Origin of the sequence: Halomonas sp. DP5N14-9, from assembly GCF_019802175.1 — a bacterium.
GTDB classification, from domain to species: Bacteria; Pseudomonadota; Gammaproteobacteria; order Pseudomonadales; family Halomonadaceae; genus Halomonas; species Halomonas litopenaei.
The window spans coordinates 44,714-69,856 of record NZ_JAHVHR010000006.1 but is presented as its reverse complement, the minus strand read 5'-3'; the positions used below and the strand labels follow the sequence as shown (position 1 = coordinate 69,856).

At 62.8% G+C, this 25,143-nt stretch carries 30 protein-coding genes and 1 pseudogene; 6 read left to right on the top strand and 25 right to left on the bottom strand.

Annotated features, from left to right (window positions below; all coding sequences use genetic code 11):
- Positions 1-20: 20 nt before the first annotated feature.
- From KUW00_RS05775 to KUW00_RS05675, 21 genes and pseudogenes are all read right to left on the bottom strand, one after another.
- Positions 21-140, bottom strand: a complete 120-nt coding sequence (locus KUW00_RS05775) for a GpE family phage tail protein (protein ID WP_222568516.1) — start codon at positions 138-140, stop codon at positions 21-23.
- Between the two features lie 26 nt (positions 141-166).
- Positions 167-487 (bottom strand): phage tail assembly protein, encoded by a 321-nt coding sequence (locus KUW00_RS05770; RefSeq protein ID WP_222568515.1) that lies wholly within the window; start codon positions 485-487, stop codon positions 167-169.
- A 59-nt stretch (positions 488-546) separates the two neighbouring features.
- The gene (locus tag KUW00_RS05765) at positions 547-1,056 is read right to left on the bottom strand and encodes a phage major tail tube protein (RefSeq protein ID WP_222568514.1); all 510 of its coding nucleotides are present in this window, start codon (positions 1,054-1,056) and stop codon (positions 547-549) included.
- Between the two features lie 38 nt (positions 1,057-1,094).
- Positions 1,095-2,150 (bottom strand): annotated as a pseudogene (locus tag KUW00_RS05760) (phage tail sheath protein); the annotation flags it as partial.
- Positions 2,151-2,907: 757 nt separating this feature from the next.
- Positions 2,908-3,417 (bottom strand): hypothetical protein, encoded by a 510-nt coding sequence (locus KUW00_RS05755; RefSeq protein ID WP_222568513.1) that lies wholly within the window; start codon positions 3,415-3,417, stop codon positions 2,908-2,910.
- Between the two features lie 5 nt (positions 3,418-3,422).
- Positions 3,423-5,219 carry a phage tail protein gene (locus KUW00_RS05750; RefSeq protein ID WP_222568512.1) on the bottom strand — a complete coding sequence of 599 codons (1,797 nt, stop codon included), beginning with the start codon at positions 5,217-5,219 and terminating at the stop codon, positions 3,423-3,425.
- Positions 5,220-5,243: 24 nt separating this feature from the next.
- Positions 5,244-5,876: a phage tail protein I gene (locus KUW00_RS05745; RefSeq protein ID WP_222568511.1), complete on the bottom strand. Its 633-nt coding sequence runs from the start codon at positions 5,874-5,876 to the stop codon at positions 5,244-5,246.
- Positions 5,869-6,777 carry a baseplate J/gp47 family protein gene (locus tag KUW00_RS05740; protein WP_222568510.1) on the bottom strand — a complete coding sequence of 303 codons (909 nt, stop codon included), beginning with the start codon at positions 6,775-6,777 and terminating at the stop codon, positions 5,869-5,871. The genes KUW00_RS05745 and KUW00_RS05740 overlap by 8 nt, the downstream gene beginning before the upstream one ends.
- Positions 6,774-7,106, bottom strand: coding sequence for a GPW/gp25 family protein (locus KUW00_RS05735; RefSeq protein ID WP_205254684.1), 333 nt, complete (start codon positions 7,104-7,106; stop codon positions 6,774-6,776). The genes KUW00_RS05740 and KUW00_RS05735 overlap by 4 nt, the downstream gene beginning before the upstream one ends.
- Entirely contained in the window at positions 7,103-7,657 is a 555-nt protein-coding gene (locus KUW00_RS05730) for a phage baseplate assembly protein V (RefSeq protein WP_108449108.1), read from the bottom strand. The genes KUW00_RS05735 and KUW00_RS05730 overlap by 4 nt, the downstream gene beginning before the upstream one ends.
- Before the next feature lie 86 nt (positions 7,658-7,743).
- On the bottom strand, positions 7,744-8,202 hold the full coding sequence (locus KUW00_RS05725; RefSeq protein ID WP_222568509.1) for a phage virion morphogenesis protein: 459 nt from the start codon (positions 8,200-8,202) through the stop codon (positions 7,744-7,746).
- Positions 8,203-8,213: 11 nt separating this feature from the next.
- Entirely contained in the window at positions 8,214-8,684 is a 471-nt protein-coding gene (locus KUW00_RS05720) for a phage tail protein (RefSeq protein ID WP_222568508.1), read from the bottom strand.
- Between the two features lie 129 nt (positions 8,685-8,813).
- Positions 8,814-9,185: a hypothetical protein gene (locus tag KUW00_RS05715; protein ID WP_222568507.1), complete on the bottom strand. Its 372-nt coding sequence runs from the start codon at positions 9,183-9,185 to the stop codon at positions 8,814-8,816.
- Positions 9,182-9,748: an N-acetylmuramoyl-L-alanine amidase gene (locus tag KUW00_RS05710; protein WP_108449111.1), complete on the bottom strand. Its 567-nt coding sequence runs from the start codon at positions 9,746-9,748 to the stop codon at positions 9,182-9,184. Before KUW00_RS05710 ends, KUW00_RS05715 begins: the two co-directional genes overlap by 4 nt.
- The gene (locus KUW00_RS05705; RefSeq protein WP_222568506.1) at positions 9,748-10,020 is read right to left on the bottom strand and encodes a phage holin family protein; all 273 of its coding nucleotides are present in this window, start codon (positions 10,018-10,020) and stop codon (positions 9,748-9,750) included. The genes KUW00_RS05710 and KUW00_RS05705 overlap by 1 nt, the downstream gene beginning before the upstream one ends.
- Positions 10,017-10,361: a putative holin gene (locus KUW00_RS05700; protein ID WP_222568505.1), complete on the bottom strand. Its 345-nt coding sequence runs from the start codon at positions 10,359-10,361 to the stop codon at positions 10,017-10,019. Before KUW00_RS05700 ends, KUW00_RS05705 begins: the two co-directional genes overlap by 4 nt.
- A 16-nt stretch (positions 10,362-10,377) precedes the next feature.
- Positions 10,378-10,590, bottom strand: a complete 213-nt coding sequence (locus tag KUW00_RS05695; RefSeq protein ID WP_222568504.1) for a tail protein X — start codon at positions 10,588-10,590, stop codon at positions 10,378-10,380.
- Entirely contained in the window at positions 10,590-11,060 is a 471-nt protein-coding gene (locus KUW00_RS05690) for a head completion/stabilization protein (RefSeq protein ID WP_222568503.1), read from the bottom strand. Before KUW00_RS05690 ends, KUW00_RS05695 begins: the two co-directional genes overlap by 1 nt.
- A gap of 116 nt (positions 11,061-11,176) precedes the next feature.
- Positions 11,177-11,887, bottom strand: coding sequence for a phage terminase small subunit (gpM, locus tag KUW00_RS05685; RefSeq protein ID WP_222568502.1), 711 nt, complete (start codon positions 11,885-11,887; stop codon positions 11,177-11,179).
- A 12-nt stretch (positions 11,888-11,899) separates the two neighbouring features.
- The gene (locus tag KUW00_RS05680) at positions 11,900-12,916 is read right to left on the bottom strand and encodes a phage major capsid protein, P2 family (RefSeq protein WP_045992850.1); all 1,017 of its coding nucleotides are present in this window, start codon (positions 12,914-12,916) and stop codon (positions 11,900-11,902) included.
- Between the two features lie 15 nt (positions 12,917-12,931).
- Positions 12,932-13,783 carry a GPO family capsid scaffolding protein gene (locus KUW00_RS05675; protein ID WP_261392002.1) on the bottom strand — a complete coding sequence of 284 codons (852 nt, stop codon included), beginning with the start codon at positions 13,781-13,783 and terminating at the stop codon, positions 12,932-12,934.
- Positions 13,784-13,909: 126 nt separating this feature from the next.
- Here KUW00_RS05675 and KUW00_RS05670 point away from each other — a divergent pair, with 126 nt between their 5' ends.
- The 4 genes from KUW00_RS05670 (at position 13,910) to KUW00_RS05655 (ending at position 19,010) form a co-directional block, all read left to right on the top strand.
- Entirely contained in the window at positions 13,910-15,688 is a 1,779-nt protein-coding gene (locus KUW00_RS05670) for a terminase large subunit domain-containing protein (RefSeq protein ID WP_222568501.1), read from the top strand.
- A complete protein-coding gene (locus KUW00_RS05665; RefSeq protein WP_222568500.1) occupies positions 15,685-16,764 on the top strand; it encodes a phage portal protein in 1,080 nt (359 codons plus the stop codon). Before KUW00_RS05670 ends, KUW00_RS05665 begins: the two co-directional genes overlap by 4 nt.
- A 139-nt stretch (positions 16,765-16,903) precedes the next feature.
- A complete protein-coding gene (locus KUW00_RS05660; RefSeq protein ID WP_261392000.1) occupies positions 16,904-17,659 on the top strand; it encodes a DNA adenine methylase in 756 nt (251 codons plus the stop codon).
- Between the two features lie 85 nt (positions 17,660-17,744).
- On the top strand, positions 17,745-19,010 hold the full coding sequence (locus KUW00_RS05655) for a hypothetical protein (protein WP_222568498.1): 1,266 nt from the start codon (positions 17,745-17,747) through the stop codon (positions 19,008-19,010).
- A 1,300-nt stretch (positions 19,011-20,310) separates the two neighbouring features.
- On the opposite strand, the gene KUW00_RS05650 is transcribed toward KUW00_RS05655, so the two are convergent.
- Complete coding sequence (locus KUW00_RS05650) at positions 20,311-20,586, bottom strand: type II toxin-antitoxin system HicB family antitoxin (protein WP_222568497.1); 276 nt, start codon at positions 20,584-20,586, stop codon at positions 20,311-20,313.
- A 185-nt stretch (positions 20,587-20,771) separates the two neighbouring features.
- Here KUW00_RS05650 and KUW00_RS05645 point away from each other — a divergent pair, with 185 nt between their 5' ends.
- Together KUW00_RS05645 and KUW00_RS05640 are read left to right on the top strand one after the other, a co-directional pair.
- The gene (locus tag KUW00_RS05645; RefSeq protein ID WP_222568574.1) at positions 20,772-21,038 is read left to right on the top strand and encodes a type II toxin-antitoxin system RelE/ParE family toxin; all 267 of its coding nucleotides are present in this window, start codon (positions 20,772-20,774) and stop codon (positions 21,036-21,038) included.
- Entirely contained in the window at positions 21,035-21,316 is a 282-nt protein-coding gene (locus KUW00_RS05640) for an addiction module antidote protein (protein ID WP_045991840.1), read from the top strand. Before KUW00_RS05645 ends, KUW00_RS05640 begins: the two co-directional genes overlap by 4 nt.
- 250 nt (positions 21,317-21,566) lie before the next feature.
- Here the strand turns inward: KUW00_RS05640 and ampC are convergent, their stop codons facing one another.
- The 3 genes from ampC to KUW00_RS05625 all read right to left on the bottom strand — a co-directional run bounded on the left by ampC (position 21,567) and on the right by KUW00_RS05625 (position 25,069).
- Positions 21,567-22,634: a class C beta-lactamase gene (gene ampC / locus KUW00_RS05635; RefSeq protein WP_222568496.1), complete on the bottom strand. Its 1,068-nt coding sequence runs from the start codon at positions 22,632-22,634 to the stop codon at positions 21,567-21,569.
- Between the two features lie 396 nt (positions 22,635-23,030).
- A complete protein-coding gene (locus tag KUW00_RS05630; RefSeq protein ID WP_108449125.1) occupies positions 23,031-23,729 on the bottom strand; it encodes a glutathione S-transferase N-terminal domain-containing protein in 699 nt (232 codons plus the stop codon).
- A 425-nt stretch (positions 23,730-24,154) separates the two neighbouring features.
- Positions 24,155-25,069 carry a LysR family transcriptional regulator gene (locus tag KUW00_RS05625; RefSeq protein WP_222568495.1) on the bottom strand — a complete coding sequence of 305 codons (915 nt, stop codon included), beginning with the start codon at positions 25,067-25,069 and terminating at the stop codon, positions 24,155-24,157.
- Positions 25,070-25,143: the final 74 nt, after the last annotated feature.

Below are 25,143 nucleotides of genomic sequence, written 5' to 3'. Positions count from 1 at the left end.
GGTCAGGTGTTGGGGCTGGCTCAACCTTTCCTTGGCTCGACGCGGCGGCGGGCCTGTTCCCGCCAGGACATCAGCTCTGCCAGGCCCATGGCGTCCATCTCCGGCGGGCCCCAGTGGAACACCATGGCGAGGTCCGCCATGGCGTCGTCCACGCGCTCGGGCAGGGCTAGGCGCTCGCCTCGCGCGTCTTCCTCGGCACCAAAAAACCGGCCACGGTGCCCCCGAGTTGGACCAGGTCGGCGGGATCGAGGTCACGCACCTCGGCTTCGGTCAGCGCCGGTTCGGTGATGCGGGGCAGCACGGTGGTCAGGGCGGCGACCTGCATCTGCAGCAAGTCGGTAAGCGAGACGCCGCGCAGCGCTCCGGACTTGGGCTTGCGGACCTGGATCTCGTTGACGGTGGTCTTGCCGCGCATGATCGGGGTGTCGAGCTCGACGGTCTCTGTGATCGGCTTGGGCAGTTCGGCGACGTTGGGGGTGTCGGTCATGGTGAGTCCTGTGGGTCTGAGTCAGGTGAATGCCTACGCCGCCCAGGGGCGGCGCTGGGTTACAGGTTGAGGTTGGCGCGGCGCTGGGCGAGGCGGTCCTCGCCGCGCACGGTGAAGACGTAGCCGGGCACGTCGCGCTCGATGACGGTCTCGCCATCGATGACGAGCTTGTAGTAGGTGAGGGTGGTGGTGATCTCCCAGTCGGACTTGTCGCCTTTCTGGGCCTCGCCCATGGCGATGGTCTTGTGGCGGCCTCGGGCGACGATCTCGACCGGCACGGTTTCGCCGGTCTCGTCGCTTTCGTAACTGCCGGTGAAGCGCAGCAGGGCGGCGTCATGCTCCGGGGAGCCGAAGCTGTCGAACAGGCCATCCACGACCAGACCACCGGTGGTCCATGTCATCGTCATGAGTTCCTGGCCCATGTCGACCTCGACCGGGCCATCCATCCCGCCGCCCTCGTACTCGATCATGCGGCGGGCGAGCTCGGGGATGGTGACGGTGGGCACCTGGCCCTGCCAGTTGTGGCCGTTGCCGAACAGGTTGTAGTCCTTGAGGATCTTGGGAAGCATGGATTTCTCCTAACTGGGCATTTCGCTGAGCCCGGCGATCAGGCGGCGGCGACGCGGTCGGCGAAGTCGATCAGGTAGCGGTCGGTGATGCGCTGCTGGAACATCAGGTTCTCTAGCGGCGGCACCGGGGTGTAGTCGTAGTCGATGTAGAGCTTGCCGGCCTTCAGCACCTCGGGGGTGTTGATCTCGGGGTCGAACCAGGCGACGCCGTCGATCAGGTAGCCCAGGCGCTTCCACTCGCGGAACTTGGCGTTGATGCCCTCGATGATGTCCTTCACCAGGCTTGGGTGCATCGGCAGGTCCACCGCCCAGAGGTGGGCCTCGGCGATGGTGTCGGCGATGATCTGGGCGGTGCGGGTGTAGTTCTCGAAGGCGAACAGCGGATCCACCGAGCAGGTGCGCGAGCCCCAGAAGCGGTAGCCGCCGCGATTGATCAGGGTGGTGACCTCGTGGCTGTTCAAATAGCCGGCGTCGGTGGCCGGATCCTGCAGGTCCCAGAACACATCGCGGCTGATGCCGGTGACACCATTGACCGGGATGTTCGAGAGCGTCTTGTGCCAGCCGAATTCGTTGTCCAGGCGCGCACGCATGCCCAACGCCCGGGCCACGGCGGGGTGGTTGCGGGTGCTCTGGGTGGCGGTGTCCCAGCCGGTGAAATCGGGCCAGATCACCATCACTTCGCGGGCACCGAAGTTCTCCCGGTACATGGCCGCCTCTTCCTTGGTGGTGCAGCCGAAGGCCGAGGCGTAGACGAAGGCACGCAGCTTCTGGGCGACGCCGATCAGCTCGCTGACGACGTCGGCGTCGTCCAGCTCCGGCACGCCGAGCACGCGGGGCTTGACGCCAAAACGCTGCTCGGCGGCGAGCAGGGCCTGCAGGCCGAGCTTCTTGCCGCTGGCGTCCACGCCGCCGATGACGTTGCTCTTGGTCTCGGCGGCATCACTGCCTTCCGCCACCCGGACGACCACCACCAGGGTCTTGGCCTGGTCGGCGATGGCGTCGAGTGAGCGGGCGAGGGTGCCCTCGGCGCCGGCCTTGCCCTGAGCCGCGAGGATGTCGGTGATCAGCACCGGCGTGTTGAGCGGGAAGGGCTCGTCCTGGCCGCCGGTCAGTCTGGTGAAGGGCATCGCGGATACGATGCCCGCACCACTGGAGTCCTCGGCCTCGGCGGCGGTGACCAGGGCGCTGGCGGTGGCCTCGCCGTTGACCGCCGCGACCACCTCGCTGGCGGTGCTGGCCAGTTCGCCCTCGGTGTCGGTGGCGAGGCTGACGGTGACGTCGTTGCCGGAGACGCTGACGGCCAGGGTGGCGGAGGCGGTACCCGGGTCGAGGTAGCGCACGCGGATGGCGTTGCCATCGGTACTGGCACTGGCGGCGGTGTAGGTGATGCCGGTATTGGCAGCGGCAAAGTTGACCGTGGTGCTGGCGGCGACGCCGGGGGCGGCATCTGGTGCGGTGGCCACCAGGCCGATCACCGCTGTTGCAACGGTGCGGATCGGTCGGGTGCCCTCGTTGATCTCTACGACACGAATGCCGTGATGGTAGTCCTGGGCCATGGGTGAGGCTCCTGCGCAGGGAATATCGGGTCGATGCATGACGTGGTGTCATGCTGCGCGGGAGGGTGGAGGGGGCTCAACGAGCGGGCGTTGTGACAGGGGGAGGTCACAACGCCCGGTAGGATTACAGCGGAAGGGCTCCAAACGCGTAAGCGAGAAGGATCGAGACGATGATGACAGCGGCTATGCGGTGGTTCATGTGAATACTCCTGATTGATGGAGCGGTCATCGTAGCCGCCTTCAGCACAAACCTACCGGTCTCGTCGTGCCCTTTAAGGGCGTTTTGAGAAATTTTTTACCAGGTGAGGGCTTCCAGGGTATCGCGATCCTGGGCTTCCAGGGCGGCCTTCACCTCATCTTCGAGTCGCTGACGTTTCCCGGTGGCTTTGCCGCTAGCCATGGTAAAGGCATCGGCCTTGGCGAGTATGCGCCCCACCAATTCGGCCTTGTCCATGGGGCGTTCTACCAGCATGGCGTCGATATAAGGCGTGGCCACGCTGTTGTCCGCCTGCCACTGGCGTGCCTCGCGCTCTTGCTTATCAAAGGTCAGCGTTTCCGCGTGGGGATAGTCGTTGAGGATCTGGCCCATCTCGGCCTGGTAGCCCGAGTTAATACGGGAGAGGGCTTGGGCGGTGAGATCGTCCACTGGTGTTGCCAGTGGTTCACTGAACCCGCTTGCATCGTAGCTCCAGCCCACCTCTACTTGCTTGCCGCAGGATACCCACTCGATGGAAGGATGAAAGCGCCCAAAAGGGTCGGCATCCGTGATCTCCACCACGGCACCGTTCTCGATTCTTGCCCACATAGTTGTCACCATTCGATGATTACTGAACCGGAGGCCCCGTCGCCACCGCCACGCGACCCGCCTGTGCCGCCGCCACCGGCACCGCCCCCGCCGGGTGCGCCGCCGTCTGCACCCTTCGGCCTAGTTGTTTGTGCTGCGCCGGCGCCGCCGAAGCCGCCACCGCTACCAGAAACCGCGTTGCCTTCTTGAGTCGATCCGCCAGGAGACGCAGAAGACACTGGCAAGATCACCGCGCCAGATCCGGTGGTGGAACCTGATCCGCCGGCGGTAGGGATTGATCCGCCAGACCCACCCGTGCAAGTGAGATAAGTGCCGAATGAGCTAGTCCCACCTGTCGAACCTCCACCAGTCGAACCCGACGACTTGCCGGAGCCGCCGCCACCCACAGTTATAGCCACCGAAGACACGCCGGACAGATCAACGTAAGCATATGCAGCGCCACCACCGCCGCCACCGCCGCCACAAGCCGCCGACGTTTCCGAATGCCCTCCGCCGCCACCGCCGCCTACCACAGTGACACGCGCCTTCCTGGTTCCTTGCTTCAGAATCTCGGGCACGGTCCAGCTAGTGGTACCCGGAGAATCGAAAACCTCGTGCCCCAAAAACCTGGCAGACACCTCAGACCATGCAGTCCACTGGTAGCTTCCTCCGTCTGCATACCTGGTGCGCACAAAAGTTCTGTTTTCCTGGGCGGCGATAAAAGTCTGCGTCGGCCTCGCATTCTGGCCACCAACTGTGATTGCCCCGTCGACAGCCAAAGGCAGGCCCGGCGTATCACCGTTAATGAAGTAGAAACCCTGCTTCACTAGGGTGCCTAGGTCGGCAGTTCCCTTGAACTCGCCTTCCCCAAGGCCAAATTGATAGAAGGCTTTATGAACCAGCAACGGGGTCATGAAAACTTCATTCGACGTTCCGGCCTTAGCCTGCGCGCTGCTGGCTGCGTCGTCTTCGCTTATTAGCCTCAGCCATTCGGGCGCTGCGTCTTCGCCCGGTTTGAAACCGATATGGGCAAAGCCATCACCGACGCCGATAAAGGAATAGGTAGGCGAGCCATCGATGGGCATGGAAATCATGCCTGACGTTTCTCCAGGGCCTCCAATCGCGCTAGAAGTCTGGCGGAAGATTCGAGCAGTATTGACAGATCGGCTGGTTAAGTCCGGCACGTCCACCGGGCCTGCCCCGAGACCAAACTTCTTGAACGCGGCATGCACCTTCTCGGGCGTCATCGCCTTGACGTCGTCTGTGCCTTCCAACGCCTCCTCGTCGTTGGCGATCTCCAGCATCCCCTGGGCGGTCTCCGTCGCCGCCGGGTGATTCCGACTCTGCTCATGGGCCAGGCGCTGCTGATCCACGTACTCCCGCGTCGCCAGCACCACACTGGGATCCACTTTCAGCGTCACTGCTGCGGTGTCGCTGACTTCCATCACAACGCGGATGGTCTGGGTGCGGCTGGAGCCCTCGGCAAGTACCGGCTTGTAGGTCTCAGGCAGGTTGCCGATGGCGATCAGGTCGCCTGCGGCGTCGAACACGCCGATTTCTCGGATGGTCCAGCCGCCGACGTCTGGCGGCAGCACCTGCTCGATGACGATCCAGGTGGGATTGTTGTCATCGGTGTGGACGGCGTTGATCGGGGCGCGGCGCACTTCGTTGACCAGGGCGGTGGCACTGGAGTCCGGGGTAACGGGGTTGCCGCCACCGTCGCCCACAGCCATCTGGGTGATCTGGATCTGGGTGCCGAGGGCCACCGCGTTGGCGATCTTGGCCTGACCGGTATCGGTGAGCAGGGTGTAGAACTGGGGCATGGGGCGGGCTCCTGATGTTCGGCCTTATAGGGGGAATACGGTGGTGCTGTCGATGGAGTGGACGGCGGCGCCGACGAAGAAGGGGCTGGTGGTTTCGATGTCGCCGGGGGCGAAGGGATAGACCTCGGTCACGTCGCCGTCGTAGATGGCCGCACCGACGTGGGTGAGGCCACGGCTCTCGCCGGCGATATCCAGCCCGATGACGTGACGCGTCAGCGGCTTGGCGTCGTCGATCAGCCGCTCGAGCTCCTGGTACATGCCGTCGGTGATGCCGGTGTCGAGCACGCCAATACGTAGGGCGAAGGTGCCGGGGATTCCCTCGGGGCTGGTCTCCCACCACTCCACGACCTCGAGCAGGTAGCCCAGCGGCTCGACGACGCGGCGAAGGGCCGAGATGGTGCCCTTCTTGCGGTGGACGTAGAACGCCTGGGCGATGACGCCGCGCTTGGTAGCCACCGTCCAGGTCGGGTCCCAGCGGTCGACGCTGAAGGCCCAGGCCAGGTAGGGCAGGAGGTGGGCGAGGCAGGTCTCAGGACGCCACAGATCGCGCAGCGGTACCGGCACGCGCTGGATTTCGGCCAGCGCCTCGGCGGCGGCACGCTCCAGGGCGGTGCCGTTGGAAGGCAGCAGGTGGCGGATACGTTCGGCGCTACTCATCGCTGCCCCCGATGATCACGCTGGTCCCGGTGCAGTGGGCGGCCTCGGTGACGTCGAGCACCACGTCGCTCACCGGCGCGGTCAGTTCCACCCGCTGCACACCTTCGACGTGAAGCGCCGCGTGTAGTGCGGAGCGCCGAATATCACGGCCAAGGCGACGCTGTTCACCGATATAGCTGGCCAGGGCAGCCTCGGCGGCGGCCAGGATGGGCTCCTGCTCGGGGCCGGGATAGACGTAGAGGGTGGCGTCGACGTTGTAGTCGACGATGGTGGCGGATTGCACCGTGAGGCGATCACCCACCGGCCGGATGTCCTCGGCAGAGAGGGCCGCGTCGACCTGGTCGATCAGTTCCTGACTGGCGGTGCCATTACCTTCGGACGACAGCAGAGTGACGATGGCCACCGCCGGGCTTGGGCTGGTGGCCCTGGCGTCCATCACCCGACCATCGGCGGACAGAGCATGGAACTCGTAGGCGCCACGGGGCCCGGCGACGCTGAGCCCTTCATAGGCTCGCTGGGCACGCAGGCGCAGTTGATCGTCGCTTTCCAGTACGGAGGCAACCGGTGGCGTGGCATTCGGATCACCAGGGCTGACCACCAGGCGCTCCACCTCGAAGTTGGCGGCGATCTGGTCGAGATCAGCGTCTCTTGCGTAGGCAAGCATCACCGCCTTGGCCGCTTCATTGACCCGCTGTCGCCAGATCATCTCGCGGTAGGCATTTTCCTCGAGCAGCTTGGTCAGCGGCTCACTCTCGAGTGCCAGGGTGGCCTCCACCTCGGCGCGGCGCTCGTCACCGACCAGCGCGAGCAGGGCAGCGGTGCGCTCGGCCAGGATGGCCTCGAAGTCCAGCGCTTCGACGACCTGGGGGGCAGGGAGCTGGGACAGATCGATGGTGCTCATGCCAGAGGCACCTCCAGATTCACGGGCTCGCCTTCACGGGTCTGGGCCTCGAGGTCGAGCACGACCCGCCCGGGGCTGGTGGTACTGACGCTGGTGCGTACAGCCGTGACGCGCAGTCGCGGTTCCCAGCGCAGCAGCGCCATCACCGTGGCGGCGTAGACCTGGAGCAGGGTGGCATCGGTCAGCGGGCGGTCGATCATCTCGGGCAGCAGTGAGCCGTAGTCGCGCCGCATGACCCGGGAGCCCAGCGGGGTGGTCAGGATATCGGTGACGCTCTGGCGCAGATGGTCGAGATAGTCGAGCCGGCGCCCGGTGGTGGCGTCCATCATGTCGGCACTCCCGTGTTGCTGGGCCCAGACTCCACGCCACCATGGCGATGGCTGTCGCCGATATCCTTGCCGTTGTGGGTCACGCCGTCCCCCGCGATGGTCACGCGTCCGTTGAGCGTCACGTCAGCGTTGATTGTCACGCCGCCGGGAGCCGTGATGGTGGCGCTGCCGGGTAGGTCGGCGTTCAGGTGGCGGTTGGTGTGGTCGTATTCCAGCACGGCACCGTCCGGCATCACGCGCCGCCACAGGCCGGGGTTGTCCGACGGCGCTGCGTGTCGTTGCGAGAAGACGCCGGTCAGCACCACGCCGGCGGACGGATCGCCGCCGGGGGAAAACAGCACCACCTGCTCGCCGGTGGTGGGCGGGTCCCAGTCTCGGGTGGTGCCGGCGCGGCTTTCGATCCAGGGCAGCCAGGCGGTGAGTAGCTCGCCGCTCTTCACCCGGACCCGGGCACGGGAATGATCCACCTCGGCGATAGTGCCGAAGCGGATCAGGTTGTGGATCAGGCGCAGCAGCTCGGCGGCACCATGGAGAGGGCGAGAGGGTGTCATGCGGGCATCGTTGCGCGCTGTGGTGGTGACTGCCATACCGGGGCGTTGTGAGCCGGACGAGTCACAACCTCGCTATGACCAAGCGGTCAGTGAGCACCGGTCAGATGGCGCAGCACGGTGTCCTGGATCAGCTCCCGATCGGCGTCGCTGAAGCCGATCAGGCGCCGCTGGGTGTAGGTCACGCGGGGGCCGTCGCGGTCCACGTTGGCGCGAAGCCCGTCCTGGTGGACTCGAGCGATACGGACCACGCGGCCGACAAAGCCCACCTCTGCGGTGTCACCCTGGGCGCGGGCCTTGAGGTACTTGGCGGTGCGGATCTTGGCGAACATGGTGCGACGACGGATGGCACCCTTCTGGGCGCGTCGCTGTGGCTTGCGCGGTGCGTAGGGGGAGCCGTCGGGATTCTGCTGGGCCTTGATGCGCTCGCGCTGGGAGCGACTCAGCGCCTGGGCAACTCGGCGTGCCAGGGCGCGGCGCTCCTTTGAGCTAAGGTTGTCGAGCAGTGGAGTGACCCAGTCTTCCAGCGCCTGGAGGTCGTTGGTCATGCCGTTCGCCCTCAGTCCGATGACCACTCGGCGGCCAGCTGGTAGTCCTGGTCGCTTGGTCCCTTGATGTTCATCTGCCAGGCGTCTGCCGGGCAGAGATCAATCGGGTATTCGGGCATGCGGTGCTCGACGTTGATATGAGCCGCGTCGCAGTCAACCAGAGCCACTACCCGCTCGGTGAGCTGGACGGTCAAGGCCAGATCCCAGCGCTTGTTGTCGAGAATCTCGGCCTCGATGGTGACGGCCTCGTCAGGGTCGAGGTCCGGCTGGTAGCGGGACAACCACTGGAGCAGGGGAATCATGACGGTGTCCAGGGTGCCGCTGTAGTCGGTGATGACCAATTGGGCGGGGACTCGGTACTCGTGGCTTAGGTGCTGGCCACGATGAAAGGCGACCCTGCCATCCTGGATAAAGGTCAGCAGCTTATCGGGATTGCGCTTGAGCTCAGCGACGGCGCCGAGCAGGTGGTCGCGTAGCGACATCAGTTTCTCCACTCTGGCCTCTCATTGGTTTCACTCAACACATCAATCAGGCCGTTATGACGGGTGGCACAGCCGTGGTACTGATTGGCCCAGTCGCGCAGCGTTAACGCCACATCCCGGGCGGTGCCGTCAGTCAGCGGTGGCAGTGTCGTTGGGCATGGCGTCAGCAACGTCTGCTGCAGCGGGGGCGCGCCCGGCGGCGGCGTCGTTGAGCAGCCGGACAAGGCGAGGCTCAAGGCAAACACGCTGATAGATGGGCTTCTCGATTTCACGGATGATCCCTCGATCGATGATTCGCTCGTTGGCCTTGAGTTCGGCCAGCCTGGCCTCGATGGCACTGGCGATCTCGGACTCGCGCGCCATGGCGGCGGCGATGGACTGTTCGATGACGCTCTGGGCAGTGAGGCGCTGGCTGTCTTCAAACCAACCCCGGGCCAGCCAGCCGCTGGCGGCGGTGGTGGCCAGCATCAGGACAGCGGCGAGCAGACGGATCCGGGTCATGCCGAATATTCCAGGGCAGGAGCGCAGATCTCATTGATCAGAACGTCACCCACTGCCTCGACGCAGCGACGGCGGTTGGCGATGTACTTGGCCAGGTCGCGCTTGTTGCTCAGGAAGAACAGCTCGACGATGACGCCACCCCCCTGACGGATGAAGGCCAGCCTGCTGTGCTGCCCGCTAGCTTCACCCTTGGCGCCGCGGTTGGCGATGCCCAGGGCATCAGCGATGGCGTGGCAGAGGGCATTGCCCAGCGGGTAGTGGTGGCCGGCACTGAGCGTCTCGACGCCGGTGGCGGCCTGGCTTGCGGCGGCATTGCAGTGAAATTCGACGGCCAGGTCGTGTGCCTTGGCGGCGCCTACCGCATCGCGAAGCGGCAGGTTCTTTCCATCGGTGCCGTCCTTGTCGACGATGACTCGCTCGCCGAGGTATTCGGCCAGTAGGTCGCGGAACTCGAGGACGATGTTGGCCTCGGTATGACCATTGCCTACTGCGCCAGGGTCGCTGTCGCTATGGCCGGCGGAGATGAATAGGCTCTTTTCCTGCAGGGCGGCGAACTGGCGCATCAGGACCTCCACGGAACACGAAACAGATGGGCGAGGTTGCCGCCAGTCATCAGCAGATGGGTGGCAGCGAGTGGTAGCAGGCACACAAGCCAGGCGCTGCCCGGCGATCCGGTGGCCAGAATTCGGGCGATGACGACGGTGCAGCCGGCGATGCAGGCCCAAGCGGCAATGCCGACGCCAGGGCGATAGCGGCGGCCACGCCGGCGATAGGTCAATAGACGCAGGATGATCAACAAGGCGGCGATCAGCGTGATGATCCCGGTGATGGTCATTTCCTCCCTCCCAGCCAGGCTTTGAGATCAAGGGTCTTGACTCCCTCGATAGCTCGCAGCCCGGCAGTCACTGTGACGGCGGCGGCGATGAAGGCTGAGACAGCGCTGTGCTCAAGCATGTCGCCGAGCAAGGCCGGCCCGCCCAGGTAGCCGATGGCGAAAGAGATCAACAGATAGACGAAGCGCTCGAACAGCCCCAGCTCCTTGGCGCTGATCACGAATAGCGTGGCGCCGCAGAAGGCACCGATGACGGCATTGGCGTCGACGCCGGGTAACCAGCCGATCAGGGCGGCAAGTCCTGTAGCGGTGGCGACGGCGGTGGCAGTGCTTGGTTCGGCCATGGGTTCCTCGTGAGTGTCAGCGCCAGAGTTGCAGGGTGTCGGCGTGAAGGGGGGCGGCCTGTCGTTCATCGGGCAGGGTGACCAGCAGGCCCTGGGGCAGTAGGGGGCCGAGTTCCGCCAGGCCCGGGTTTAGCTCCAGGGCCTGCTCGGTGACGCTGCCGGTGCGTCCAAGTACGCGATAACACAAGCTGTCCAGCGTCTCGTCCTGTTGGGTGCGAACCTTGGGCATCAGATCAGCTCCACGGTGGTATGCGCCTTGCCGAGGATCTCGCTGACTGCCCAGCGCGCATCGCGGCGGTAGTCATCGGCGGCCAGGTCCTTGGCCTCGCCGCGCTCGTCGCCTTCGCCGGTGGCGCTGTGGTCGCGGTAGCGCTCCATCAGTGAGGCCGTGGCGGTGGCGTAGACCGCCCGGCGGTAGAGCAGGGCGTAGCTGTTCGGTGGCATCCAGTTGGGTGCTTCGACGTCATCAATGGTGGTGCTGCCACTGGCCTGGCGATCCTGCTGCCAGTTCGCCAACTGGCGATTGATGTCGGCCATGGCTACGCGCAGCGCCATGTCCACCCGGGCATCGGTGATGCTGCCGTCGACGCGCTCGGCCGCGCGGTAGTCCTGAGCGTCGAGCGCCGGCCAGAAGCCGTTGTTCTCGATGGGCGTCGCCGGCGCTTCGCTGGTCGGGACGTTGTAGGCGATCAGTGACATGGCGAGTGTTCTCAAATGCCGTCGAAGAAGGGGGTGGGCCGGGCTGCGAGCGGGTCTGCTTTCGGCCTGCTCTCACTCGGCGCCCCCTGACGTCGGCGTGCGACTCGGTAGCGGCGTCAGGCCCCGTTGTGGGGGGCGCCCTGACCGCCTGCGTTCTGTTGCTTGGTGTTTTCTTGCTGAATCTGGCGCTCAATGCGCTCGAGGTCCTTCTTCACGCCAACCTTGTCGTTCAGCGCCAGAGCGCGCTCTAGGCTGGACTGCGCCTCGATCAGCTGGCCTACGGCGCGCTGGGTGTAGCCCAGGGCCTTGAACAGCTTGGCGCGCACCTGGTCATGCATGTCTGCCTGACGGGTCAGGATCTCGACGTCGATCAGCTGCTTGAGCAGGTCCAGGGTGTCGATGCCTTCCTCATCGAGGCACTTGAGGGCCTGGTCGGCGACTTCCTCGGCGATGATGGCGGCGGTGGAGCGCTCGAACTGATCGGGCGGATTGAGGTCGTGGGCCAGGGCGTAGCGGGCGATGGCCACGGCGCCGGCGATGTCTCCGGCGTCGATGCGCCACAGCATGACGCGCATCAGCACGTCGTCCTGGGCGCCCAGGCCTGCCTCGAGTACGCCGGTGACGTAGTCGGCGTACTTGGGCAGGATCTCGCGCTTGATCTCGGCCTTGCGCTCCATCGACTGGGTCGACTTGAGCCGGCGGTAGTCCTCGAACAGGGCGGCCTGCATCAGCTCGTAGGCGTCACCTTGCATCGGTGTCTCGCCGGCGGTCTCCGCCGCGAGTGCGGCGGAGACCCGGTGGTAGTGGCGGCGGGCGGGGCTGGTCATCGTGACTCCTTATCAGGCGCTAAAGTCGCCCAGCTCGATGTTCTCGATCAGGCAGCCGGCGCCGAAGTCCTCCACCACGTAGGCGTCGTTGGAGCTCTCGTAGTTCTCGATGCGGTTGCGCTTGGGGTTCTCGCTGACGTAGCGGCGGCGGGCGCCGTTCTGCCAATAGATCGAGAGGTTATCCAGGGTGGTGACCAGGATGGCGTTGTCGGGAAAGAACGGCACCTGGAGGCCCTGCTGTCCGCCGATACGCTTCTGGCTGATGATCACGTCCATGGCCTGCTGTTCGGTGGGCGGCTGGGTCTGGTTGATCAACGGGAAGTACTTGTCGGCCATCAGCTTGCGCCCGACGATCGCGACCAGGTCGGTGGCGTTGCGGAACCAAGGATCGATCAGCTCGTTGACCGCGTCGTAGACGACAGCGTCGAGGTTCTCGTAGTCGCCACTCTTGCCTACCTTGAGGGTCCCGGCGGTAGCGCCTTCCTTGAGCACCCGGGCCGGGGCCTGGGTACGGTAGTGCTGGAGCCAGCCGATGTTGACGTCCTGCAGCATCGGGTTGGTGGCGGCGTTGGTCTGAGCGGCGGCGGAGGTGCCATTGAAGCCGATCATGATCCGGTCCAGCGCCTGCTGGCGGACGATGGCGTCGCGCACCAGCTCCTGGAAGTTCGGGAACTTGGCCCAGGCGTCGAGCTTGCCGTAGCCGAGGTGGGTGTCGAACTCGGTAAGGCGGCACTCGTAGCCTTGGGAATCCAGCGTCGAGAGGTCGCGGGTCTCGCGATCCTTCTGGCTGACATCGGTGCGTGCGGCGATCGGGCCGGAGACGCCGAGGGCGAGTTTCTCCCCCTTCAATTCGTCGACGCCGATCATGTTGATGCGGCCCAGGAAGTCACTGGACTCCTGGATACGCTTCTCCAGGCGCTGTTGGACGCTAGGGTCGACGGCGAACTTCTGACTGGCCGCTTGTACGCCATTGAGTTTCGCCACCTGGGCGGTGAAACGGTTGAAAAGGTTGCGGGTATCGTTGCGCATGAGCGGGTCGGTTCCTTAGCAGTCGGTGACGATGCCGCCGTCGTTGCCGGTGGCGCGTGAACGGTGGTGTTGCGGAGAGGGGGCGTTGTCGAGCTGGGTGTGAAGCTCGTCGAAGCGACGTTTGAGGTCGTCGTGGGCGGTCTTCAGCTCGTTGAAGGCGTCGGTGGAAGGACGTGCTTCAAGCTCGGATTCCAGCGCCTCATGACGCTTCACGAACAGCTCGAAGGTCTGCTCCAGGTCCTTGCTGAAGGCGTCGAACCCGGCCTGTGTTCTGGCGGTGCTCTTGGCGTCGTGCTTCTTGAACAGCGCGGTGATGCGCTCGGTCAGGCTGGGGCCTTTGTCGGGCTCCGGCAGCGCGTCGGAGAAGTCCAGCTCGACCTCCACGGCGGCGGTGAACAGGTTTTCGGGACGTTGCTTGCGCGCCGCCAACGGGGAGGCGCTGCCCTGTTTGGCGCTGAACTGCAGCATCTCGGTACCGAGGCTAGCGGGGCTGTCGGTAACGGCCAGGCCGACGAAATAGGCTTCACCACTGCCGGCGAAGTCGGGGTCGACCTCGATGCTGGTGTAGACCTTCTGTCGTTCGCCGTTGATCTGCTTGAGCTTGTCGGTTGGGTCGATATCCGCGAACAGGCCCAGCTTGCCGTCCTCGACCTCTTCGGCCTTCAGTGCCTTGATGTCGCCCAGGGCGGGGAAGGGGCCGTCATGGAACATGCCGCGCATGTGTTCCATCCACACACGGGCACCGTACTTCTTGGGGTCGTAATTGCCGGCCATCTGCGTGATCCAGTCACGCGAGATGATCCGGCCGTCGGTGGTGGCGCCTTCGGTGGCGACGCGGAAGAAGGGCATGGGGTGTCCTCGGTTCATGGGCTCTCGATGCTGCCGTCAGGTTCCGCCCCGCCCCCAATAGCCTCAACCATTTGCCGTTGTGACCAGGCGCTGTCACAACGCTGGCCAGGTAACGCTGAGCGATGGCACGAGTAGGCTGGCGGCATGACTCCCACGACCGATATCAACGACGACGGCGGCCGCCTCTCCGCCCGGCACCTCTACTGGACGGGGTGGCGCATTGCGCGCATCGCCGAGTTTCTCGACCTGCCTCGGGCCACCATCGACAGTTGGAAAAAGCGCGACGCCTGGGACGACGCCACACCGACGCAACGGATCGAGGGTGCGCTCGAGGCACGCATGATCCAGTTGATCTGGAAGGACCAGAAGGAGGGCAAGGACTTCAAGGAGCTGGACTTGCTGGGCAGGCAGGTCGAGCGGCTGGCCCGGGTGCACAAGTACCAGGGCAGCGGCAAGGAGAGCGACCTCAATCCCAATATCGACCGGCGCAACGCCGGGCCGAAGCGCAAGCCGAAGACTAACGACGTCGGCGACGAGGGCGTAATCCAGATCGTCGAGGCTTTCGAGGCCTCGCTATTCGATTACCAGCGCACCTGGTACCGGGCCGGCCAGCATGAGCGGATCCGCAACCTGCTCAAGAGCCGCCAGATCGGCGCCACCTGGTACTTCGCCCGGGAGGCGATCGCCGATGCCCTGGAGACCGGCAAGAACAAGATATTCATGTCGGCGAGTAAGGCCCAGGCCCATATCTTCAAGCACTACATCGTGCAGTTCGTGAAGGAAGTCACCGGCGTCGAGCTGAGGGGCGACCCGATCATCCTCGCCAATGGCGCCGAGTTGCACTTCCTGGGGACCAACGCCAAGACGGCCCAGGGCTACCACGGCGACACCTACTTGGATGAGTACTTCTGGATCCATGGCTTCGAGACCTTCCGCAAGGTGACCAGCGGGATGGCGATGCACAAGAAGTGGCGCCAAACCTACTTCTCGACGCCCTCAAGCGTGGCCCATGAGGCCTACCCGTTCTGGACAGGCGAGCGCTTCAACAAGCGGCGCAAGAAGGCCGATCGGGTGAAGATCGATACTGGCCACGCGGCACTCAAGGACGGCGCCCGCGGACCAGATGGCCAGTGGCGCCAGATCGTCACGATCGAGGACGCCATCGCCGGCGGCTGTGACCTTTTCGACATCGATCAATTGCGCCTCGAATACAGTGATGACGAGTTCGCCAACCTGTTGATGTGCGAGTTCGTCGACGACACCCAGTCGGCCTTCCCGTTGGCGATGATGCAGCGCTGCATGGTCGATAGCTGGGACGTCTGGCAGGACATCAAGCCATTCGCGCCGCGCCCCTACGGCGAGCATCCGGTGTGGATCGGCTATGACCCCGCCGGCGATGGCGAGGAGGGCGATGGTGCTGGGCTGGTGGTCGTGGCGCCGCCGCGCTCGATGAACGGTAAGCACCGGATCCTCGAGAAGCACCGCATCAAGGGCAGTGACTACGAGGCCCAGGCCGAATTCATCCGCGGCGTGACTCGCCGCTACAACGTGACCTTCATCGGCATTGACACCTCGGGACTTGGCGAGGCCGTCGCCCAGCTGGTGGCCAAGTTCTTTCCCACGGTCACCCGCTACCGCTACACCCCCGAGATCAAGGCGCGCCTGGTCATGCAGGCCCAGCAGATCATCAACAAGGGACGGCTCGAATTCGACGCCGGCTCGATGGATCTCGTTCAGTCCTTCATGGCGATTCGGCGTGGACTCACCGCGTCGGGGCGCCAGATCACCTACAGCGCAGGGCGCAACAACCTGACCGGCCACGCCGACCTGGCCTGGGCGACCATGCACGCCCTGCACAACGAACCCCTGGACGGGCCGGCGGAGCACGGCACCGGACGATCAATGATGGAGCTGTTTGGATGAGCGAGCCGCTTGCAGAGAAACCCCGGGTGCGTGTACCGGCCTACCGCGCTGACGAGGGTGGCGATAACGCCAGTAGCCCGGCAAAGGCCGAGGCCTTCAGCTTCGGTGAACCTGTACCGGTGACCGATGGCTATGACTTCTTCTACACCGGGTGCTGGATGCTCGGCAGCGAGTGGTACGAGCCTCCGGTGGACTTCCCGGCGCTGGCCCAGACCTATCGCGCCACCGCCCATCACGGCAGTGCCATCCAGGTGAAGCGCAACATTCTGGTGCGTTCCTTCGTGCCACACCCATTGCTGAGCCGGCAGGCCTTCAGTGCGCTGGCAACCGACTATCTGGTGTTTGGCAACTGCTACCTCGAGCAGGTCCGTGGGCGCCTCGGCAAGCTGCTACAGCTGCGGCCGGCCCGGGCCAAGTACGTTCGACGTGGGGCCGATCTGGAGCGCTACTTCTGGGTGCCCAACTGGGCCGATCGCAGCGAGTTCACCCCGGACAGCCTGATCCACATCCTGGAGCCGGATATCAACCAGGAGGTCTATGGAGTGCCGGACTACCTGGGTGCGCTGCAGTCGATCTACCTCAACGAGAACGCCACCCTGTTCCGTCGCAAGTACTACCTCAACGGCAGCCATGCCGGCTTCATCATGTACGTCTCGGACGCGGCCCAGAACCAGGAAGACATCGACGCCATGCGGTCCGCGTTGAAGGAGTCGAAGGGTGTCGGCAACTTCCGCAACCTCTTCCTCTACAGCCCCAACGGCAAGAAGGACGGTATCCAGATCATCCCCATCAGCGAGGTCGCGGCCAAGGATGACTTCGCCTCGATCAAGAACATCACCCGTGATGACCAGCTCGCCGGCCACCGAATCCCGCCGCAGCTGATGGGCATCATCCCCAACAACACCGGTGGCTTCGGCGACATCGAGAAGGCGGCTCGCGTCTTCGTCGCCAACGAGCTCGAGCCGTTGCAAGCCACCCTCAGCGAGATCAACGACTACCTAGGCGAGAAGGTCGTCAAGTTCCGGCCTTACTCACTGGACGAAGGAGAGACGACAGGGCTTGACCCAGCCCGCTAATACGAAAAAGCGCCCGAGCCGATGAGGCTGCGGGCGCGAATCGCCGTGATCGTCCCTGATCATCAACGCCTTCCTGGCGCATCCAGCGACACCGACAGCATAGCAAAAACTGGATAAATAAACAGGTGTCTGGATGACCATGAAACCGATCCTCCCATGGATGGGAGGCAAACGCCGACTCGCCAAGACCATTCTGCCGCTGTTCCGGCCACACCGGACCTACGTCGAACCCTTCTGCGGAGGGGCGGCCATCTTCTTCATGAAGGAGCCGAGCCCTGTGGAGGTGATCAACGACGCCCACGGCGAGTTAGTGAACCTCTATCGTATCGTCAAGCATCACCCCGACGAGCTGGTGCGCCAGTTCCGCTGGAGCCTGGTGAGCCGCGAGGAGTACCTGACCCAGCGTGAGGTGGATCCTCGCCACCTGACCGACGTCCAGCGTGCCGCGCGGTTCTTCTACCTGCAGAAGCTTGCCTTTGGCGCCAAGGTCCACGGTCAGACCTTTGGCACCTCGGCGACATGCCCACCCCGGCTCAACCTGATGCGTATCGAGGAAGACCTGAGCCAGGCACATCTTCGGCTATCGCGTACCGTGATTGAGCACCTGGACTGGGCCCAGTGCCTGACCCGCTACGACCGTCCCGAGACGCTGTTCTACCTCGACCCCCCGTACTGGGAGACAGCGGGTTACGGCACCGACTTCGGCATCGAGCAGTATGAGCGCATGGCCGAGCTGGCCCGGACCGCAAAAGGGCAGGTCGTCATCAGCGTCAACGACGTGCCCAAGATGCGCGAGGTGTTCCAGGGGCTCGACATGAAGACGACGCAGCTGCGGTACACGGTGGGGAGAGAGGCGACAAGGCCCAAAGGGGAGCTGGTCATCACCAATCGCTGACACCTGTGCCCAGCAGTTGCGGAAGCCGCCCGATGAGGCGGCTTCTCCAAGTGCTTTCTCTCCTCTGAATATGTATATTGAGCGAATGTATGCCTTTTCCTTCGAGGTTGAAATGTCTGGGGAGTCAAGTAAAAACTCAGGTCAGAGTGCCGCATGTAAAAGAAAACCTGTATGGAGACAGGCTGGCGAGAGCTCGTGGATAGGCAGCGTGGTTGTCGGGGGAAGTGCGCTAATTGGTCTGATGATAGCTTTTTATCAGGACAAGATAAGTAATGCGTTCCCTTTTCCAATGTTGGAAGGAGATTTCTCTTTCTCTAATGAATTATCTTTCCAAGCCTGTTTTTTTTGGCTTTTTTTTATTGTAACTGTTTCGCTAGCTTGGTTGAAAGAAAAGGCAAGGAAGCAATCGTCTGAGGAAGTAAACAATGAGCTAAGCGGAAAGATATCAGAAGTTAGAATGTTGTCACTAACAATGCCACCGAAAGACTATATGAGAGTTTATGGCGAGCTGTATACAGCCTCTGTTGACGAGTTCGATAATCTGAATTTTGGTATAGAAAAGTCACTAGAAGATGGTGCCGAAAGCACTTCGGACTGGCGTGAGCAAACCAATGCTGTAATTAGAGTCGTGTTAGACGCCATTTTGCAATTATCAATAGTTTTTGATTCGCCAAATAATGAGTTTAAGTCTAAGTATTTTGCAGGAATATCCTGGCTGGTCCAAAAAGAAGAGTTGGATGTGAGTGATGTTTCTGAAATTTGGGAGTATGCGAAAAGAGTTTCTCGACACGAAAATATAGAAGGGTTCATATCCAGTACTGACCTTTTTTTAGTTGATGATGTTCATCTAACCACGGAATCTAATAATGACGCAGCTCCAATTGGTGAAGTATTTTCTCCTATTATTTGGGGTTGGGAGGCAGATTACAATTTTCGCCAGGGGATAATAGTTCCGGGGCCTCTTCAGGCATTGGTTGCTGATGACTTTTCACGAGTACAGTGTTCTTCAAAGTGCGCTGAAAACTTGGTTGAGTTTGGTGAAGGTGCCGTGGAAAGTTTGGAGGTTTTTTTTGCTGGCGACCCGATTCGCTCAAGCTTTATTTCGTTTAGGATCGAAGGAAATATCCGTTCGTCGGAAGAAAAACTTTGCATTGCCACATTGAGTATCTATCGTGACTCACCGGGAGTTTTGGAGAATGATGATCGAGCAAGAATGTTTTATCGACAGATAATTCCCTTTTTAAATATGTTGTTTAGATTGCTGATGATTCGGTTAGAAATTGATGCGAGTGACGGGAGAGAGCTTAGGTTGTATACTGAGTCTGGAAGTGGGCCTTCTAAGGAGGACTGACATGCCAGATAAGGTGATGCTGGACCCACGCCCCGTGCGTGGTCAAGCGACAGCAAGCGGTGAACTGAAGGTCGTTAGGGTCGAAGACCTCAAGCGGCCAGCGTTGAGTGTGAGTCGACGACGTCAACTGCAAAGGAAGCGTCATGAGGACTCAGTCGAGACGCTTCGGTGGAGCAGAAAGGTGCTGCCTACCTCCTAGACAGACTGATACCAGCAAAAAGCCGCCTGCCGAGGCGGCTTTTCTGTGCCTACCTACCTTTAGTCCCTGGCGCGCCGTCGACACCCCGCCCCGCCTGCGCGCTAACCCCGTCGATTTTTGGGCACCCTTGCACTGCTGCCGAGGGCGCCTGCGCTCTGGGCTCCATGGCGCTGGGGAAGGGGCTGTCTTTCATGCGGAATCATGCGAACTCAACGAGCGCCAGGAGAGTGTGGTGGTGGAGGGCGTTGCCCGTGGTGGCTCCTGAGAATGTGGGGGGTGCTCGGAAAAAGGTAACATCGGTAACAGGGTCATAAATCAGACCCTATGCATCTGTTTTTATTAAAAAATCCTGTAACCGTAAAAAGGTCGCAAAAGGTAACGCAAAAGGTAACGCCTGACTAACCATCTGATTTTCTTAGACTCTTGAAAACAAGAAAAATACCTTTCCAAAAGGTAACGCATCACCTTTTCATCACCTTTTTGTTACCTTTTGGACAGTCGTTTTAATCCTTTTTAAATCATTAGGATAGGTGTGTTTTTCGCAAGACGTTACCTTTGTTACCTTTTTCCGAGACCCCCACGGATTCTGAGCCGGGCCCGTCTCTAACGCGTACGCACGCGCTCGTCACATCCATGCTCGCGCCTGTCTCACCGACAAGCGCAACTCCACGGGCAGGATCCGTGCCACTTTTTCTTGCTGGTACATTTTTGGTACACGAGGCCAGGAAAGCCCGTGGTTGTGGGCTTTATCCCCGATCCATCATCGGTGCCACGGAAAAGCGGCGGGCCTGGGCCAGGGGATCTCGGTCAGTCATCGGCATCAAGAGGTCGGGCAGGAGAGGGCGCGTAGTGTACCAGCCCCAAGGGGGCGTTTTCATCGTTGGTGCTGAGACATTGGAAGCGAGCCTTTACGAGCGGTCCTGCCTGGCTCCGTAGAGCCAGGCAGGGCCTCCGTCATGCCCTTCTTATAGCAAGTTGGCCATTGTCTTCATGAAGGAGCAGAGCCCTTGAAGTGATCAACGAGGCCCACGGCGAGTGGGTGAGCCTCGATCTGGGGCGCAGTGCTTTGAGGCCGTGAATCACCCCACGCAGCGCTCGAGTTCATGTGCCCAGATAGGGAGTCATGTCGATCTCGACTGCGGCCCACACCCAGCCGGCATAGTCGGGATCCGCCAGGTGCTGCTCGATAGCGCTGGCTGAAGGGATGGGATCGCCATCGTCGACCAGGCTCTCGAGATGTCCTTCAATGGCTTCGCGGGCATTGGCGATCGCCTCATCAAAGGTGTCACCGGCCGAGAAGCAGCCCGGTAGGTCAGGCACTGCCACACCATAGGCATGCTGGTCGTCACCTACCTCGATGGCAACGGGATAGTGCATGTCGTGTCTCCTGTGGTGAGCCGGTGTGTCCGGCCTCACTTGAGGCCGGCTTGCTTCTTCGGATGGAGCAATGCGACCGCATGGCCGAGCTAGCTTGGACAGCGAAAGGGCAGGTCGTCATCAGCGTCAACGACGTATCCAAAATGCGCGAGGTGTTCCAGGGGCTAGACCTGTAGACGACGCAGCTGTGGTATACGGTAGGCCGGAAGACTACAGGCCCGAAAGTACTGGCTCGGCTACGGCGCGTTGAACTGGGTAACGTCGGTGACTGTGAGGCTGTCGGTGAGGGGGGCTCGGAACTGAGGATCCATTACGGGCCTGGTTACCGAGTGTCTTTCGTCCAGAAGGGGCACGAACTGATCATTTTGCTGGCAGGCGGCGACAAGTCCAGCCAGGCCAGAGATATTGAACTCGCCAAGCGATTGGCGAGGGAGTTGACGGAGGCACCATGAGCACACTTCAGAAATGGGATGTCGTTGACCATCTGCAGACGGAAGAAGACATGGCCTTGTATCTTGAGGCCTGCCTTGAAGAAGGTGATCCCGCTCTCGTCGTGGCGGCGCTTGGCGATATCGCTCGAGCGCGAGGCATGACGCAACTGGCGCGCGATACCGGCCTGACCCGCGAAGGGCTTTACAAGGCGCTTTCGGCCGATGGGAACCCAAGTTTTGCGACAGTCATGAAGGTCATGAATGCCCTTGGCTTCACGCTGCGAGCCGACGCTCCCTGACGCTTTCTGCGATTCAGACAAGCTATCGTCTTTTCCAAGCGCTTCCCCCCGGTGCTTGTGCTGCGGCTTTCAGGGCCTGAGGGCTGGCTAATCCAGCGCCCAGGCCGTCTGGTTTCATTGGTTGGCTCGATTCGTGCCTACCACCGGGCGTAGTCGCTTCTCTGCCCCATGTATTGCCTTTGCACAGCCCCGTGCTTCGACCTTTGTTTTATTCCTTCGGGCGGCAACTGGTTCAAACCCTTTTTCTTTCTTACTGCTCCAGCGCCTCCAGTATCCGCCAGGCGGCTTCGACGCGCTCGCCGTTGGGGTAGCGCTTGTTGGCGAGGATGACGATGCCCAGTTCATGCGCCGGCATAAAGGCGGCGTAGGCGCCGAAGCCGCCGGTGGAGCCGGTCTTGTGGTACCAGCGCTGGGGCTGTGGCTCGCCTGACGGCTCGAACATGGTGACGGGCTGGGGCTCCAGTGCCATCTCTGCGGTGGTGCCGTTTTGCAGCGTATCGAGGGTCGTCGGCAGGGCGTAGCTTTCCCAGGCGAGTCCCTGCTGCATCTCGCCGACGGCGGCGTAGCCCTGGTGGGTGGCCAGCAGGGCTTGTGCCATGCGCTGGTCGTTCTGGGCGCCTTGATAGGCGTCGATATTGGCCTGAACGAAGCGTGCCAGGTCCCGTGCCGTGGTCTTGATGCCGTAGGCCTGGGTGTCCAGCGGGCCCGGGTTGACTCGTACCGGTTGGTCATCGCCGTTGTACCCCTGGGCGTAGCGGCTGGCCTGGTCGTCGGGCACCGTAATCCAGGTGGCATCGAGGCCAAGTGTGGGCAGCACGCTGTCCTGCATCAGCTCAGCGAAGCTTGAGCCTTCGCTCTGGGCCGCGAGCAGGCCGAACAGGCCGATGCTGGGGTTCGAGTACAGGCGCTTGGTGCCGGCGGCAAAGTCCGGCTGCCAGTTCACGAAGTAGTCGTGGAGGGTGGCGTCGTCGACGCCCGCGGGAAACTGCAGCGGGAAGCCGCCGGCGGTGTAGGTGGCAAGCTCTACCATGCTGACCTCGCCTACCGGACGACCCTCGAAGTCGGGCTCGATGCTGGCCGCGCTGTTGCTCAGGGAGAAGGCTCCGCCTTGTTGCACCCAGGCGCCCAGCGCCGCGGTGAATGTCTTGCTGACCGAGCCGATCTCGAACAGGGTGTCGTCGTTCACTGCGGCGCCGGTCGAGGACTCCCGGCTGGCGACGCCGTAGTGGCTCAGGCAGATGTTGCCGTGGTCGACCAGTGCCACCGACACGCCCGGGATGCCGTGGTGATCCATCAGTGCCTCGATCTGCTGGTCCATGGTCGGGTTTTCGCAGGATCGGCTACTCTGCTGCTCGACGGTACTCCGGTCGGCGTCTTTTGGCGCGGAGGCCGCCTGGGCGGAGGTGGTCCCCACGGCGAAGACGAGGGGCAGAAGATGAACGGGGCGAACGGGCATGAGCGGTGATTCCGTCGTGTGGGGGTGTTGCCCGAGGCTGTGGGGCCACGGGGCAGGCGGACAGGCACAGGACGGCGCGCCTTGAAGGCTCGCCGAGTCTGCTGTGCCGGCATAATCATCGCCTGAACCCGGCGGCGAGTCACCCGTGGGATGAGGTTCGATCGTGCGGCTCTCACCTCATTTCGTCTCGCTCTACCTCTACCGATCGCCACATTCACCGATCGCCACCTTCACCCTGGTAGCGCCTGTTATATCGCCTCAGGCCAGGACCTTGAGGCCTCGTTGCACGGCGGGGCGCTCGAGAAACGCCTGGAGGGTGCGGTCGACGTGGGGGAAGTTGGCAAACTCGACCAGATCCCCGGCGTCGTAGCGGTAGACCAGGTTGCGTACCCAGGGAAGGATGGCGATATCCACCACCGAGTAGTCCTCGCCCATGATCCACTCGCGCTGTTCCAGGCGCTTGTCCAGCACCCCAAGCAGGCGTTTGGCCTCGTCCACGTAACGCTGAAGAGGGCGCTTGTCCTCGAGTTCCTTGCCGGCGAAGAAGTGGAAGTAGCCGATCTGGCCAAACATCGGGCCTACGCCGCCGACCTGGAACATCAGCCATTGCAGGGCCTGGTAGTAGGCCTGGGGCGTCTGGGGCACCAGCTGGCCGGTCTTGTCGGCCAGGTACAGCAGAATCGTGCCTGATTCGAACAGTCCGATCGGCTGGCCTTCAGGGCCGTCGGGGTCGAGGATCGCGGGAATCTTGTTGTTGGGGCTGAGCGAGAGAAACTCGGGAGAGTGCTGGTCCCTGGTATCGAAGTTGACCCGGTGCGCTTCGTAGTCCAGCCCGACTTCCTCCAGCATGATCGAGACCTTGACCCCGTTGGGGGTCGGCAGCGAGTAGAGCTGAAGGCGCTCGGGGTGTGTCGCCGGCCACTTGGCAGTGATGGGGAAGCGGGAAAGGTCGGTCATGGGGACATTCCTTGTGGTGAAGAACGAAGAGAGCGTGACGCTGACATCTGGTGGCTGGAAGTACGAACTGACGGTGCGAGCAAGGAGCGATCGAGACAGGCGTCGCCCTTGACCTGAACCGGGGAAAGCCGTCAGCCAACGTCTGGAGGGTAGCACCCGACGACGGATTCGAGCGTCGCCAGGCGCAGAAAGGCGCAGCTCTGGTGCATTTGGCGCTGCTGCCAAAGCGGGTTCGGGCGCCTATCGGCGGGTTCGGGCGCCTATCGGCGGGTTCGGGCGCCTATCGGCGGGTTCGGGCGCCTATCAGCGGGTTCGGGCGCCCATTTGCGGGGTCGGGCGCCTGCCCGCGGGGTCTGCCCCGGGCTGACTCAGGCCCTGGGTCTTGTACGAAAAGCCACCGAGCGCAGGCACTTTTCCTACAAGCCTCACTCAGGGCGGTTGGGCCAGACGCTCTCCAGGGTGGCAAGCGCGGCCTGCAGCGGCGGCTCGCGGGTGCGTTCCTTCTTCCATACAAAGCACAGGGCGCAGTCCAGCGTCACCCCCTCGACGATGGTCAGGCCGCTGCGCTGGCGCTCGGTCAAGGCCAGCGAGTCCCGGGCCAGGCTCAACCCCACCCCGGCGCGTACCAGGTCGAGCATGCAGGCTTCCTGGTCGACCTGGGCGACCCGCCGAGGCGTCTCGCCGCTGTCCTGCATGGCGCGCTTGAGCAGTCGATGGTGGACCGAGTCGGGCGGCGTGACGATCCAGGGCAGGGTGGCCAGCGTCGACCAGCGGGTGTCCTCGACCCGCGATTCCCAGCCGGAGGGCGCCACCACGTAGTAGCGAAAGTGGGTCAGCTCGACAAACGCAAGTTCGCCGGCGCCGTCGGCATGGGTGCTGCCTGTTCCGGGGGGCGCCAGATAGAAACCTGCATCCAGTTCGCCGCGCTCCACTCGCGACAGGGCGTAGCCGCTCATGCCGTGGTGCAGCTCGGTCTCGAGTTCGGGGGCGCGCTCGACCAGCACCTTGAGAAAGCTGCCCAGACGGATGAACTCGGGGTCGATGATGGTGCCGATTCTCAACAGCCCACGCACCGTCGAGTGCAGCGAGTGGGCCATCTGATCGAACACCCGGGCGCTCTCCAGGGCCTTTTCGGCGGTGGGCAGCAGTGCCTGACCGTGGGCCGTCAGCTCCAGTCCCTGGGGGCGGCGGTGGAACAGCGTCAGTCCTAGCGTTGCCTGCAGCTGCTTCAACTTTAGGCTAACCGCCGGCTGGGTGAGATGCAGCGCCTCGGCGGCGCGGGAGACGCTGCCGAGGTGCGCCACCGTGACGAATGCTCGCAGCGTGGGGTAGTCCTGCATGGCGCCTTCCTTCAACAGAGCGTGTTATTTGAGAACTTTATATCTGGGTTTCAAATAACTCAATTGCTCAGATC

Bases quoted from the DNA above. Each gene is read 5' to 3' on its own strand.
- KUW00_RS05775 (WP_222568516.1), bottom strand. From the start codon at position 140: ATGGCGGACCTCGCCATGGTGTTCCACTGGGGCCCGCCGGAGATGGAC.
- KUW00_RS05770 (WP_222568515.1), bottom strand. From the start codon at position 487: ATGACCGACACCCCCAACGTCGCCGAACTGCCCAAGCCGATCACAGAG.
- KUW00_RS05765 (WP_222568514.1), bottom strand. From the start codon at position 1,056: ATGCTTCCCAAGATCCTCAAGGACTACAACCTGTTCGGCAACGGCCAC.
- KUW00_RS05755 (WP_222568513.1), bottom strand. From the start codon at position 3,417: ATGTGGGCAAGAATCGAGAACGGTGCCGTGGTGGAGATCACGGATGCC.
- KUW00_RS05750 (WP_222568512.1), bottom strand. From the start codon at position 5,219: ATGCCCCAGTTCTACACCCTGCTCACCGATACCGGTCAGGCCAAGATC.
- KUW00_RS05745 (WP_222568511.1), bottom strand. From the start codon at position 5,876: ATGAGTAGCGCCGAACGTATCCGCCACCTGCTGCCTTCCAACGGCACC.
- KUW00_RS05740 (WP_222568510.1), bottom strand. From the start codon at position 6,777: ATGAGCACCATCGATCTGTCCCAGCTCCCTGCCCCCCAGGTCGTCGAA.
- KUW00_RS05735 (WP_205254684.1), bottom strand. From the start codon at position 7,106: ATGATGGACGCCACCACCGGGCGCCGGCTCGACTATCTCGACCATCTG.
- KUW00_RS05730 (WP_108449108.1), bottom strand. From the start codon at position 7,657: ATGACACCCTCTCGCCCTCTCCATGGTGCCGCCGAGCTGCTGCGCCTG.
- KUW00_RS05725 (WP_222568509.1), bottom strand. From the start codon at position 8,202: ATGACCAACGACCTCCAGGCGCTGGAAGACTGGGTCACTCCACTGCTC.
- KUW00_RS05720 (WP_222568508.1), bottom strand. From the start codon at position 8,684: ATGTCGCTACGCGACCACCTGCTCGGCGCCGTCGCTGAGCTCAAGCGC.
- KUW00_RS05715 (WP_222568507.1), bottom strand. From the start codon at position 9,185: ATGACCCGGATCCGTCTGCTCGCCGCTGTCCTGATGCTGGCCACCACC.
- KUW00_RS05710 (WP_108449111.1), bottom strand. From the start codon at position 9,748: ATGCGCCAGTTCGCCGCCCTGCAGGAAAAGAGCCTATTCATCTCCGCC.
- KUW00_RS05705 (WP_222568506.1), bottom strand. From the start codon at position 10,020: ATGACCATCACCGGGATCATCACGCTGATCGCCGCCTTGTTGATCATC.
- KUW00_RS05700 (WP_222568505.1), bottom strand. From the start codon at position 10,361: ATGGCCGAACCAAGCACTGCCACCGCCGTCGCCACCGCTACAGGACTT.
- KUW00_RS05695 (WP_222568504.1), bottom strand. From the start codon at position 10,590: ATGCCCAAGGTTCGCACCCAACAGGACGAGACGCTGGACAGCTTGTGT.
- KUW00_RS05690 (WP_222568503.1), bottom strand. From the start codon at position 11,060: ATGTCACTGATCGCCTACAACGTCCCGACCAGCGAAGCGCCGGCGACG.
- gpM (WP_222568502.1), bottom strand. From the start codon at position 11,887: ATGACCAGCCCCGCCCGCCGCCACTACCACCGGGTCTCCGCCGCACTC.
- KUW00_RS05680 (WP_045992850.1), bottom strand. From the start codon at position 12,916: ATGCGCAACGATACCCGCAACCTTTTCAACCGTTTCACCGCCCAGGTG.
- KUW00_RS05675 (WP_261392002.1), bottom strand. From the start codon at position 13,783: ATGAACCGAGGACACCCCATGCCCTTCTTCCGCGTCGCCACCGAAGGC.
- KUW00_RS05670 (WP_222568501.1), top strand. From the start codon at position 13,910: ATGACTCCCACGACCGATATCAACGACGACGGCGGCCGCCTCTCCGCC.
- KUW00_RS05665 (WP_222568500.1), top strand. From the start codon at position 15,685: ATGAGCGAGCCGCTTGCAGAGAAACCCCGGGTGCGTGTACCGGCCTAC.
- KUW00_RS05660 (WP_261392000.1), top strand. From the start codon at position 16,904: ATGAAACCGATCCTCCCATGGATGGGAGGCAAACGCCGACTCGCCAAG.
- KUW00_RS05655 (WP_222568498.1), top strand. From the start codon at position 17,745: ATGTATGCCTTTTCCTTCGAGGTTGAAATGTCTGGGGAGTCAAGTAAA.
- KUW00_RS05650 (WP_222568497.1), bottom strand. From the start codon at position 20,586: ATGCACTATCCCGTTGCCATCGAGGTAGGTGACGACCAGCATGCCTAT.
- KUW00_RS05640 (WP_045991840.1), top strand. From the start codon at position 21,035: ATGAGCACACTTCAGAAATGGGATGTCGTTGACCATCTGCAGACGGAA.
- ampC (WP_222568496.1), bottom strand. From the start codon at position 22,634: ATGGACCAGCAGATCGAGGCACTGATGGATCACCACGGCATCCCGGGC.
- KUW00_RS05630 (WP_108449125.1), bottom strand. From the start codon at position 23,729: ATGACCGACCTTTCCCGCTTCCCCATCACTGCCAAGTGGCCGGCGACA.
- KUW00_RS05625 (WP_222568495.1), bottom strand. From the start codon at position 25,069: ATGCAGGACTACCCCACGCTGCGAGCATTCGTCACGGTGGCGCACCTC.